10 protein-coding genes are annotated in these 12,466 nt (G+C 39.0%); all 10 read left to right on the forward strand.

From position 1 onward, the window contains the following. On the forward strand, positions 1 to 710 hold a 710-nt coding region (locus N9Y32_06505), incomplete at its 5' end, for an outer membrane lipoprotein-sorting protein (protein MDB2590660.1). 80 nt (positions 711 to 790) lie between these two features. Continuing rightward, positions 791 to 2,716 carry an RNA polymerase-associated protein rapA gene (locus N9Y32_06510; GenBank protein ID MDB2590661.1) on the forward strand — a complete coding sequence of 642 codons (1,926 nt, stop codon included), beginning with the start codon at positions 791 to 793 and terminating at the stop codon, positions 2,714 to 2,716. Positions 2,717 to 2,855: 139 nt separating this feature from the next. Continuing rightward, a complete protein-coding gene (locus N9Y32_06515) occupies positions 2,856 to 5,714 on the forward strand; it encodes an MMPL family transporter (GenBank protein ID MDB2590662.1) in 2,859 nt (952 codons plus the stop codon). A gap of 109 nt (positions 5,715 to 5,823) precedes the next feature. Then, positions 5,824 to 7,047, forward strand: a complete 1,224-nt coding sequence (locus tag N9Y32_06520; protein MDB2590663.1) for an aspartate kinase — start codon at positions 5,824 to 5,826, stop codon at positions 7,045 to 7,047. Positions 7,048 to 7,051: 4 nt separating this feature from the next. Next, positions 7,052 to 7,984: a branched-chain amino acid transaminase gene (locus tag N9Y32_06525; protein MDB2590664.1), complete on the forward strand. Its 933-nt coding sequence runs from the start codon at positions 7,052 to 7,054 to the stop codon at positions 7,982 to 7,984. Beyond that, positions 7,981 to 8,172, forward strand: coding sequence for a zinc-finger domain-containing protein (locus tag N9Y32_06530; GenBank protein ID MDB2590665.1), 192 nt, complete (start codon positions 7,981 to 7,983; stop codon positions 8,170 to 8,172). The genes N9Y32_06525 and N9Y32_06530 overlap by 4 nt, the downstream gene beginning before the upstream one ends. A 6-nt stretch (positions 8,173 to 8,178) precedes the next feature. After that, a complete protein-coding gene (locus tag N9Y32_06535; GenBank protein MDB2590666.1) occupies positions 8,179 to 8,700 on the forward strand; it encodes a shikimate kinase in 522 nt (173 codons plus the stop codon). Continuing rightward, positions 8,697 to 10,007 carry a TolC family protein gene (locus N9Y32_06540; protein MDB2590667.1) on the forward strand — a complete coding sequence of 437 codons (1,311 nt, stop codon included), beginning with the start codon at positions 8,697 to 8,699 and terminating at the stop codon, positions 10,005 to 10,007. Before N9Y32_06535 ends, N9Y32_06540 begins: the two co-directional genes overlap by 4 nt. Beyond that, entirely contained in the window at positions 10,007 to 11,752 is a 1,746-nt protein-coding gene (locus N9Y32_06545; protein ID MDB2590668.1) for a PDZ domain-containing protein, read from the forward strand. Before N9Y32_06540 ends, N9Y32_06545 begins: the two co-directional genes overlap by 1 nt. Next, a partial coding sequence (locus tag N9Y32_06550) for a tRNA 2-thiocytidine biosynthesis protein TtcA (protein MDB2590669.1) occupies positions 11,734 to 12,466 on the forward strand: 733 nt, incomplete at its 3' end. The genes N9Y32_06545 and N9Y32_06550, both read left to right, overlap by 19 nt.

Raw genomic sequence — 12,466 nt, forward strand, 5'->3', positions numbered from 1 at the left:
TAGAGCGTATGCTCAACAACAACCCCACAGCCGACGGAGTTAATGCACAAGATCTAGCAATTTTCCGTTCAGGTAAGCTTAAAGGCACAGGAATGCTAATTACGGATTTTTCTGATCAAGCAAAATCACAATCATATGAAATCTTCATTCCATCAATTCGCAAAGTTCGTCGTTTCGCCGAGCCTGCGCGTGATGATGCTTGGGGTGGTTCAGACTTTACCTTTGGCGATGTAACACTACGTAAGCCAAAGCATGAATCTCACGAGCTATTAGGCAAAGCAACATTTTCTGGCTGTTTAGGCATTATGAAAGATGTTAAGCGTAATAAATACACACAAAACGCTAAGATTGAGGCAGATTGCTCTACTGATGGTAAAGAGGTTTACAAACTTAAATCAACCGCTAATGATGCAAACTGGTGGTACGACAACCGTGTAAGCTACATCGATGCCAAAACATTTGCTGACTACCGCACTGAATACTTCAAAGGCGGCAAGCAAGTTAAAACCATTGATAGATCTTGGGTGTCTGCAGGTATCAGCGATCCACGTGGCAGCTACTGGGGTTACTGGTACGGTACAACACTAGCAACCGGTCATGAAACCATGGCATTTATTCCAAGAAGCGTGACTAGGGTAAATCATAAATATAAAGCAAAAAATTTATGGTCAACCCGTACGTTAAAGAAGATGCCTAGAAATATCAAATAAATTTAAAAACGTCATAGGCTTTGCTTATGACGTTTTTTTTTGTAATACAGTAAGTAACTTTTTAAAAATAAGAGGAAAAAATGAAAAAACAAAACTTAATATTATCAGTTGCCTTAGTAGCAGTATTCTCAGCTTCAACGGCATTTGCCGAAGCTGAGGTAACGGGTAAGATCGTACATGAATCTGCCAAATTTACCACATCAGGTATTGGTATTGGTGCGGCAACTACCGCAATCCAAACAGCTGATTCTCATGGCAAGGATAACTTTAAACAAGAGACAACTGCAAAAATCTACATTGATGACTCTATTGATGAGTTAGTAGAAGGGGCAACTTACCACGTAGAGCTAAACCTTATGAAGGATGGTAAGGCTTTAAATGATTATGATTCTAATGAATCATACACTCAGCGTGATGCACTACGTGAAGCATATATAGATACTACGGTTGATGATTGGTCAATCCGTGCGGGTAAGCAACAAGTGGTATGGGGTACGGCTGACGGCATGAAATTACTTGATGCAATCAACCCAACGGATTATTCAGAGATGGCGCAAAATCAAATGGAGGATTCTCGCATTCCAGTATGGATGATTAATGCTGAAACAGATATTGAAAGCGGCGGAAACTTTCAGTTTATTTTAAGTGAAGCTAAAAAGAATAAAATTGCAGGCTTAAATGCATCTGGCGATCAAGGTCATGCGTTTATTATGAAAGGTGTTGACAGTATAACTGGCAAGGTGGATGGATTTTTAAATCTAGTTCCTGCTATGGGTAGTGTTGCAAGCACCTTTAATGGCTCACCTGGTTATACTAACGGCGCATTGAATGCTGCTACAGGATTAACTGTTGCAGCCTATATTGCTGGTGGTGGTGGTGGTAGCTGGACGGGGCTAAACAATGCTTCACAAGCCACTAATTCCAATGTTACTAGATTAACAGATGGAACGGCTTCTGGTATTTCAGAGTCAGACTGGTCTGTTTTGAATCCAAACTCAATGTTTGAGTATATGAGCAACGCTACCTTTGCTACTTTTGATACTTTTGTTGGTGCGACCTCTTCATATGTTGTGGATAACTCAAAAGATTCGGATGCTAACATAGGTTTGAAATATAACAATTCAACAGAAAATGGCGTGAATTATTCGGCTAACTATATGTATGCCTATGATACAAATCCCTATATAGATATTAATTGGAAAAACTCCAGCGGAGAGATTTTGACTACAGTTCTAGGTACTAACAATACTATTGAGTTAAAGGATTCAGCTGATTTGTATTATGGTGAATTTGCTACTGGAACTGGTGTTGGTGCTGGTGGTGCCGATGCTGCTGTTAGTAGGGTTGCCAACCTTGAGTTTACTGAAAAGTTAAATAGAATTCAAAATTTGGGTGGTTCATTTGACATGGCTGTTGAAACTAAAGGGTTAGGTCCTGTGGTTATTCGTGGCGAAGGATTGTATCAAAAAGATGTTATGACGCCAATATTGGATAGAAATAAATTAGGGTATGGAGATCTTCCAGGTGCACTTCAGGCAGTAAAAGGCGATTACTTTAAATATGTTTTAGGTGCAGATATTACGGCAATGACTAATATGATGGTAAGTGCTCAAGTTATTCAAATCAGAAACTTGGATTATGTAGATAACAATGTCGATGCATCTGGTACAGCATGTGCCGCAACTACATCAAATTGTGGCGTTTACTCCGCTGACTCAGCTGTGATGCATATGAGTAACAACTTGCAAAAAGCAGAAGAAAATAAAGAGTTCTATTCTTTGTTCTTCTCTAAGCCATTTGGCGCTTCAGGTGAGCATAGATGGAACAACATCACTATGTATGAAGAGAACGGTGGTAAGTGGAACCGTTTAGATGCTGAATTCTCAATTGATGATGATACTCAAGCAACAGTTGAGTACAACAAATACTGGGGTAATGAAAATACTCAGTTTGGTCAATTAGAAAAATCATCTAATATCCAAGTTGGCGTTAAATACTCTTTCTAAGATTATTTAAAACCTAAAAAAAGCCTGCTTTATGCGGGCTTTTTTATCCATAGATTATGAGCATAGTTCAGATCTATAGATAAAAAAGCTTCATAAGAAAAAACAAATAGCTCGATACACACTCTAGGAGAGATAAAACATGAATAATTTTGCAAAAAGATACGCCGCATTCGCAATTGCCAATCGTAAGCTAATATTGGCCTTAATGGCGTTTTTTACTTTGTTCATGGGCTATTTTATTCAAGATTTGGATATTCGTAATGACCCAGATACGCTATTGCCTGAAACCAATCGCTACGTAGCTACCAATGCTTATGGTGAGCAGAAGTTTGGCTTTGGTAATATTATGGTGGTGGGATTTGTTTTAAAAGATTGTGTTGGTGGTAGTGATCCGTATTCTGATGCTGATGAGATTATTAATTTTGATCCTGAAACAGGTTTAAGAATTCACGAATCAGCCCCTGTGAAGATGACACAGAACATTTGTGAAGCAGCTGGCGGCGCATGGGAAGATAGTGCAGATGTATATCAGCCATGGTTTGTTAACATGGTGCAAAAAGCCCATAACGACATGGTGGCACTTGATCATGCTCGTCCATCCAATTTTATGGATATTGCTGCGCAAAAGATTAAGTACATGGGTACGTCTGAAGATGGCGGTTTGAAGTTTGAAAGACTAATTCCTGTTTCAGGTATTAATGGAAATGATAAAGCTATCGCTGATAGCCAGCTTGCACATCTTAAGAAAGGTATTGAAACCAACCCTGTGCTTGCACCAATGCTAATGCTTAAACAAGACAAAAATGGCAACCGTTGTGAATTTGCACAAGAAGGCTGGTATGACGACAATGTCTGTTCTGCAAAAGGCTTCTTTATTGTAGGTGACTATGCGGATTCGGTTAAGTCAGATTATTTTCCTTGGGTATCTTCAACCATTGCCTTGGTTGATGCAATCAAAGCTGAGCATGGTGACAGGGTAGAAGTAAGAATTGCCGGTGAACCGTACTTCTTGGCCTTCATGTTGTATGATTTAGTGCAAAAATGGTGGTTATTCTTAATTTCTTTCTTGATTGTTGTAGGGGCACTTTGGTACCTAAACAAAGGCTGGAGAGGCTCGGTATTCCCACTAATTGGTGTAGTGGCAACGATTATTATTACATTAGGTCTTATGGGCTTTACAGCTTACAAGCTGACAACAATGATGGTGCTTACACCAATGTTGCTACTTGCTATTGGTACAGGACATGCTGTGCAAGTTGTGCGTCGTTATCAGAGTGAATTGCACGGCAATGGTATATTGCCACTAAGCGCAGCTGAGCGTGCTATTGCACATACGATTGTTCCAGCAACGCTGGCGATTGTGACTGACATGGTGGGTTTCTTTACTTTGTCATTTGTGGATATTTCATTTTACAAAGCCTACGCGTATTTCGGTATGTTTGGAATGATGACGATTCTTATTACAACGACCACTATTGCTCCTATTTTAATGGCAATGTTCCCAGGTAAAGATTTAAAGCATGATGCTTCAATGACAGAGCCTTCTGCCTTTGAAAAAGGTATGGCTAATACATTGACCAGTGTGATCACTGGCAAGATGAAGATTATTCCAATTGGACTGATTGTCGCATTGGTGGCTTGGAGTACGGTACAAACTAAAGTCTTGGAGCCAACAGCTGATAGTTTGATGCCAGGTGTTGAAGTAGGCATCAACTACTCACGCGCTGCATTTAAATATGATTCAGATGCAAATATTGACTTACGACGACTAGGCGAGGTAATGCCTGGTGTGATTTCTGTAAATATTCCAATTAGAGGTAAGGCTGAGCATTTTCCAATGTTGCCAGCTTGTGAGTACGACGGATCACAAGCGCCAGGCTCTAAGTGTTGGGATGAAGATGAAGATGCACCACAAGGTGCGTTTAACCATGCTGAAGTAATGGCAGCGATCGAGAAAACTGAAGATTGGATGAGATCTCATCCAAATATTGGCTTTACTGGCTCATATATTCAGTTTTTGAAAATTGTGAACATGCTAATGATGACGCCAGAAGGTGAAGAGCCAAATCTTAAATACTTCCATGTGCCAAATACTGCATTCATTGAAAAGAATATGGATGTGTATGGTGACAAAGAAGATCCGACTTGGGTGCCAGATGCAAATGAAATTGTGACAGGTTTTAATGGCTTGTTAGAGGCAAATACCAATGCAGGTGATTTGGATTCGTTTGTGGCTAAAGGTTGGAATGAGGGTGTGATTATGGGCTTTGTTAATACTATGGATCCAGTTAAAACCCATCAAACAGTTAAAGATATTCAGCAGTGGTTTGTTGATAATAAAGACGAGCCAGGGTTTGATTTAGTCACTTGGGGCTTTAAGTCTGGCGATGTGGTGCATATGCCTGAAAGTGGTAAGATAGTTACTATTGAAGATAGCGGTACTGATACTGTAGCAGTGGGTGGTTTCTTGGGTGCAACAGAAGCCACACATGATGTTGCCGTACAAGAATATTTAACATCTCCGTTGATTACAGCATTGGCAATTTTCATTATTGCGGCATTGATCTTTGGCTCGCCATTGGTTGCAGCAATTCTAACTTCAACCTTGTTAGTAACGCTATTTGGCCAATATGGCCTTGGCGCTTACTTTACCAGTGTTGAAAACTGGTCGGGTAATCTTCATTTTGCAACGCTGGTTTCGTTATCGATTGCAATGGGTTTAGGTGTTGACTACGGTATTTATATGATATCTCGCTTAAAAGAAGAGATGGAAATTACGGGTAGTAAGTGGGTTGATTCATTAAGAAACACTCTAGAAACTACAGGTTCTGCGGTATTTGCATCAATCTTAGTATTACTTGCAAGTTTCATTCCACTACTAATGACACAGCTTGCAAATACTTGGGCGTTAGGTGTGTTTATTTCTGAGGCATTGATTATCGATATGGTTATTGCTCTTACGATCATTCCATTAATGGTTTACGTGTTTAAGAAATAAAGTTCGCTAAAATTTAAAATAAAAGGCTTACTTTGGTAGGCCTTTTTTTATTGCTGAAAACAAAGGCACTAAAGTATAATCCAGCCATGATTTATATAAATATTCAAGAATGGCGTTAATTGTACAAAAATATGGTGGTACTTCAGTAGGCTCAATTGAGCGTATTCAGGCGGTTGCACAAAAGATTAAAGCCTTTGCAGATGGTGGTGATCAGCTGGTGGTAAGTGTTTCCGCGATGAGTGGCGAGACTAATCGTATGACGGCTTTGGCACAAGAGATCCAAGATGTGCCATCTTTACGTGAAATGGATATGCTACTAACTACGGGTGAGCAAGTTACTATTTCTTTGCTATCTATGGCGCTTCAGCAGCTAGGTTGTGATGCGATTAGTTATTTAGGTTCACAAGTTCGCATTGTTACCGACTCTGAACACGGAAAGGCACGTATTAAATCAATCGATGATCATCGTATCCATGCCAGTTTAAATGCGGGTAAGGTTGTAGTAGTTGCGGGCTTTCAAGGTATTGATGAGCATGGCCATATTACAACACTTGGTCGTGGTGGATCAGACACAACTGCTGTGGCATTAGCCGCTGCATTAAAAGCTGACGAGTGCCAGATTTATACAGATGTGGATGGTGTGTATACTACCGATCCTCGTATTGAGCCAAATGCTCGTAAAATGAAATCAGTGAGCTATGAAGAGATGCTAGAGATGGCATCGCTCGGTTCTAAAGTTTTGCAAATTCGCTCAGTTGAATTTGCTTCAAAATACAAAGTACCTTTGAGGGTGTTATCATCATTGATTGATAACCCGGTTGGTACATTAATTACTAGTGAGGAAAACATTGTGGAACAAGCAGTTATTTCAGGCATTGCGCATAATAAAGATGAGGCAAAATTAAGCTTAATTGGTGTGCCAGACAAGCCAGGTATTGCCTTTAAAATTTTAAAAGCGATTAGTGGTGCAAATATTGAAGTGGATATGATTGTACAAAGTGTATCTGCTCGCGAAGGGCTAACTAACTTTGCTTTTACAGTTCATCGTACTGATTTTAATAAAGCACTAAGCATCCTAGAAACAGTTTGTGAAGAGCTGGGCGCTATTGGCGTACAAAGTGATGACAAAGTTGTTAAAGTGTCGTTGGTTGGGCTTGGTATGCGCTCACATGCAGGTATTGCTTCACAAATGTTTGAAGTGCTGCACAATGAAGGGATTAACATCCAAATGATTTCTACCAGTGAAATTAAGATTTCAGTGGTGATTGATGAGAAATATTTAGAATTGGCGGTGCGTTCATTGCACAGCGTGTTTGAATTAGATAAGGAATAAGAAAATGCCAGGATTTGAGGATAGAGATGGATTAATTTGGTTTGATGGCGAGTGGGTAGATTGGCGTGAGGCTAAAGTTCACGTGCTAACGCACACATTGCATTATGGTATGGGCGTTTTTGAAGGTGTTCGTGCCTATGAAACGGCTAATGGCCCAGCGATTTTTCGACTTGAAGAGCATACAGATCGTTTGTTTAATTCAGCCAAAATTATGAATATGGACATTGGTTTTTCTAAAGAAGAAATTAACCAAGCTCAAAAAGAGGCGGTTGCTAAGAATAACTTGGATAGTGCTTATATTCGCCCAATGTGTTTTTATGGCTCAGAAGGTATGGGGCTTCGTGCTGATGGCTTGAAAGTTCATACGATTATTGCTGCGTGGGAATGGGGCTCGTACTTGGGCGAAGACAATATGAAAAATGGTATTCGTATTAAAACTTCAAGCTATACGCGTCATCACGTCAATATTGCCATGACTAAGGCCAAAGCCAATGGTAACTACATTAATTCAATGTTGGCACTTCAAGAGGCGCTAACAGATGGTTACGATGAAGCGCTATTATTAGATGTAGATGGTTTTGTAGCAGAAGGCAGTGGCGAGAACTTTTTTATTGTGCGTGATGGTGTTATTTACACCCCAGATTTAACCTCTGCTTTAGCAGGTATTACGCGTGATGCAATATTCACACTGGCCGCTGATTTGGGCTATAAAGTTGTAGAAAAACGCATTACTCGTGATGAAGTTTATTGTGCCGATGAGGCTTTCTTTACTGGCACTGCAGCTGAAGTTACACCAATTCGTGAGTTAGATAATCGCACTATTGGCAATGGTTCTCGTGGACCTGTGACTGAAGTATTACAAACCCTTTATTTTGATTGTGTTTATGGACGTAATAAACAATATCAATCTTGGATTGCAAAAGGACAGTGTAAATGAATGAAACAGTAGGCGATTCTCAACAGCAATATGTAAGTCATTCTAATGTCGAAGCAAAAGACTTACCATTTCATTGTCCACCAGACGATGTGAAACAATGGAATATGCATCCTAAGGTATTTATCCAGTTTGATGATAAAGGTAAAGGCGCTTGTCCTTATTGTGGCGCAAGTTACGAGCTGATTTAATTAATAATGCTTGATAAGTTGGCCAATATTGTTTTAGTCGGACCAATGGGTTCTGGCAAAACCTCGGTTGGTCGCCGCCTAGCCTGCGTACTTAAGCGTGATTTTTTTGATTCAGATTTTGAAATTGTTGCGCGAACTGGTGTCTCTATTGATCATATTTTTGATGTGGAAGGCGAAGAAGGTTTTCGCAATCGCGAAACCAGCATGCTGACTGATTTGTGTGAGATATCTAATATTGTCATCGCAACCGGAGGTGGTATTGTTATCAAACCTGAAAACCGAGAGTTATTAAAACATAATAGCTTTGTGGTGTATTTGTCATCAAGTGTTGAGCAGTTGGTGGCTCGCACTGCTAGATCAAAATCTAGACCTCTGTTGGAGCGTTCTACTAATCGAGAGCAGACCATTAAAGATATACTTGAGGCTCGCGAATCTTTTTACCAAGAAGTGGCTGATATAGTGATTGACACCACGGGCAAGAAGCTATACGCTATTATTAACGAAATTACAAAATCTATTTCAAAATGAACAAAACTCTAAATTTAAGTATTGCTTTATTATTAAGCACAAATGCCGTGGCAATGACTCAAAATGAGTTTGTTGATCGTTTAAAAATCACGCATCCATTTTTTACTCAGCAAGCACTCGAGCAGCAATCTTCACAACTTGATTATGTGGCTAGCACTGCTAACCAAGATTGGGTACTTGGAAGCTCTATAGACTCTAAAAATAGGCTAAATCAGCAAGTCTCTAGTGGTAATATTAGTGCAACGCATAAAATGGTAGACTCGGGTGCAGACGTCTCCATTAGTAAGTCTTGGAGTGATGTATCGAGTAAAACAACTGCATTAACCAGTGATAAATTTTTAGTTAATTACACATTGCCTTTACTGAAAAATGTAAACGGTATTAACGATCGACTATCAACTGATTTATCAAGTCTTAAAACTGATATAACCTCGCTTAAATTAGAGCAAAGTGAAGAGGAATTTGTATTGTTGAAATTGTTTAAGTTCGTAGATTTAAGCCATGCTCAGCAACAGTTTTCTCTAACAAAAAGTCGACTTGAACTGGCTGAGCTAGAGTTAAAGCTTGTAAAAGATAAGTTTGCTCAATCAGTGGTTGATAAGGTGGATGTCTTATTACAAGAAGATGCCTATCAGCGTGCTTTTCAGCAACAACTCCAAGCTGAGCAGGATCTAGATTTATTAAAGCAAGAACTTGCGATTACTCTTGATATGCCTGCTCAATCTATGAGTAGCGAATTTGATTTATATCAGTTGTATCAATCAAACTTAGGCAATTTACGCAAACACTTGCAAGTAAATGCCACTGAAATGAGAATGGCCAAGCTTGAGCAGGAGATACTTGCAAGGCAATTAAAAAGTGATAAAAATAATACCGAACTTAAGCTAGATTTGAATCTGGGTGCTGGGCGAGATATAGATGATATTTGGAATGTAGGATTAGGTCTAAGCTATCCATTGGGTAACACGAAAGCAAAGTCTGCATTAGGAAAAACCCAAATAGAGCTCACTAAAGCCAAAGAAAATACAGCTGAGTTGTTGTTAAAACTTACCATTCAGGCAAGTGTGCTTGACAAGAAAGTCGCACATTTGGCCAAACTTTTAAACTCATATCAAGCTCGAATTGAAATTGCAAAGTCTAGAGCGCAAGAAGAAAAACGTCGCTATGAATTAGGAAATTCTCCAGTTAGTTTTGTTATTTCAGCGCAAAACAATGTTCAAGAGGTGCGATTAAGTTATGCATTAGCAGCGCTTAAGTATCAAAAATCTGTACTTGAATTTCAAGCAGCTGTTGATCAGCTGTTATAGTGGCAATTAAATATACAATTACCCCTAAAAATTTACATGCCCACTTGTTTGAGGTTGAGCTTAAACTTCAAAACCCTAATCCATTAGGTCAAGTCTTTTCACTACCAAATTGGATTCCTGGTAGCTACTTAATACGAGATTTTGCTAAAAATATAGTTAGCATTCAGGCGCATAGTTGTGGGCAATCGCTAGAGATTAAGCCACTGGATAAAAACCACTGGATTGCCAGCCCTTGTAATGATGAGATTACTTTAAGTTATGAAGTGTATGCTTTTGATTTGTCAGTAAGAAGCGCTTATCTTACTAACGAGAGGGCATTTTTTAATGGCACCAGCGTGTTTTTATTGCCATTGGGTTTTGAAAATGAAAAGTGTGAGTTAAGTATTAAACCGGCAGAAAGTAGCCATATACTAGGTAATTGGTCAATTGCAACAGGGCTAAAAAAAGTTTCTACTTTAAATTTTGAGGCGAATGATTACCAAGATTTGATTGATCATCCGGTTGAAATGGCTGATTTCACATTGTTTGATTTTGAAGTAAATAATGTTAAACACCAAATGGCTCTGACTGGTATGCAAAATGCCGATATTTCACGTTTAAAGCAAGATCTAAAAACTATTTGCCAGCATCATATCGCTTTTTTCAACAATGATATTCCTTTTAATGATTACTTGTTTTTAACTCTAGTGAGAACCCAGGGTTATGGTGGCTTGGAGCATAAGAATTCAAGTAGTTTGATTTGCTCAAGAAAAGAGCTTCCTGGAATTAATATGAGAGATGTTAATAAGGAGTATGCTCGTTTTTTAGCGCTTTGTTCTCATGAGTATTTCCATTCTTGGTGGGTTAAAACTATTAAGCCTGCTAGTTTTCATCAGCTTGATTTAAGCCATGAAAACTATACTGAACAGTTGTGGATTTTTGAAGGCTTTACCTCTTATTATGACGAATTATCCTTGCTTAGATCAAAGCTATTAAATCCAGAACAATATTTGGAGTTATTTGCGCAAACCGTTACTCGCGTTCAAAAATCAACAGGGCGTTTTACTCAGTCATTAGCGCAATCAAGTTATGCGACTTGGACCAAATTTTATCAGCAAGATGAAAATGCGCCTAACGCCATTGTAAGCTATTACACCAAAGGCGCACTACTTGCTTTCGTTTTGGATATAGAGATTAGAAAACAAACAGATAATCAAAAGTCCTTGGATAATGTATTGCAATATGCTTGGGAGCATTATCAAGAGTGTGGCCTAGAAAATAACACTATTCAAGCAATTGTGAATCAAATAACTAATAGTGATTTAACCCAATTTTTTGATGACTATCTTTATGGTGTAAAGGAGTTACCATTACAAGCTAGTTTTGCCTATGTAGGGGTTGAGTGTGAATTTGTAAAGCATTTGGAAGACTTGGCAGATTTTGGATTAAGTATCAGGACTCAGGGTGATTTTAGCCACATTACACAAGTGCTTTCTAACTCTAGTGCTCAACATGCAGGCCTTTATGTAGGTGATAAAATTGTGAGTGTGAATTACCAGCGGCTAAAAGACAAAGAGCTAATTGCGCAGATTAATAAATACATCGAAGGTGACGTGATTAAAGTTGGACTATTGCGCGACGATTTGTTACTTGAGATTTCTGTTGCTATTGGCAAAGTTACTCCATCATTTTGTAAGCTTAGTTTAATTCCAGAGGCTAATGAGCAAATCACCAAACAACAAAGACAATGGCTTTACCAAGAATAGTCCTGCCTAAATTACTGCTAAAGCCAGTAGGTCGTGCCATTAAAGATTTTGACATGATCAAAGAGGGTGATAAAATTTTATTAGCTGTTTCTGGTGGTAAAGATTCACTGAGCTTGTTTCACTTACTAAGACATTTTCAGCGTCATGCGCCTATTCATTTTGATTTAGGTGTTGTCACTATCGATCCTCAAGTTGAGGGTTTTGAACCTCAGACGCTCACAAGTTTCTTTAAAAAATTTGATATACCATATTTTTTTGAAGAGTTTCCCATTCTTGAGCAAGCTAAAGAAAGCATGAAAGGAGACTCTTATTGCTCTTTTTGTGCGCGCATTAAGCGCGGATTGATGTATAAAGTGGCCAGATTTGAGGGTTACAATGTTTTAGCACTTGGCCAGCATTTGGATGATTTGGCAGAAAGCTTAATGATGAGCATGTGCCATAATGGCAAAATTCAAACTATGAAAGCGCACTATATTAATGACGCTAAAGATTTGCGAGTTATTCGCCCTATGGCGTATGTTCGAGAGAGGCAATTAGCAGATTTTGCAGCCACTGCAAATTTACCAGTAATAGCTGATTCATGTCCAGCATGCTTTACCATGCCAACTGAGCGCGACCATTTTAAACAGTGGCTATTAACCGAAGAAAAGCGCACGCCAAACCTATATAAAAATTTACTGAGTGCCATGAGGCCAATGCTAAATGAAGTTAATG

This window comes from Candidatus Thioglobus sp. (assembly GCA_028228555.1).
In the GTDB taxonomy this organism is placed as follows: Bacteria; Pseudomonadota; Gammaproteobacteria; order PS1; family Pseudothioglobaceae; genus Thioglobus_A.

Excerpts from the sequence above, each read along its gene's own strand:
- N9Y32_06540 (MDB2590667.1), top strand. The coding sequence starts at position 8,697 with ATGAACAAAACTCTAAATTTAAGTATTGCTTTATTATTAAGCACAAAT.
- N9Y32_06530 (MDB2590665.1), top strand. The coding sequence starts at position 7,981 with ATGAATGAAACAGTAGGCGATTCTCAACAGCAATATGTAAGTCATTCT.
- N9Y32_06515 (MDB2590662.1), top strand. The coding sequence starts at position 2,856 with ATGAATAATTTTGCAAAAAGATACGCCGCATTCGCAATTGCCAATCGT.
- N9Y32_06520 (MDB2590663.1), top strand. The coding sequence starts at position 5,824 with ATGGCGTTAATTGTACAAAAATATGGTGGTACTTCAGTAGGCTCAATT.
- N9Y32_06510 (MDB2590661.1), top strand. The coding sequence starts at position 791 with ATGAAAAAACAAAACTTAATATTATCAGTTGCCTTAGTAGCAGTATTC.
- N9Y32_06535 (MDB2590666.1), top strand. The coding sequence starts at position 8,179 with ATGCTTGATAAGTTGGCCAATATTGTTTTAGTCGGACCAATGGGTTCT.
- N9Y32_06525 (MDB2590664.1), top strand. The coding sequence starts at position 7,052 with ATGCCAGGATTTGAGGATAGAGATGGATTAATTTGGTTTGATGGCGAG.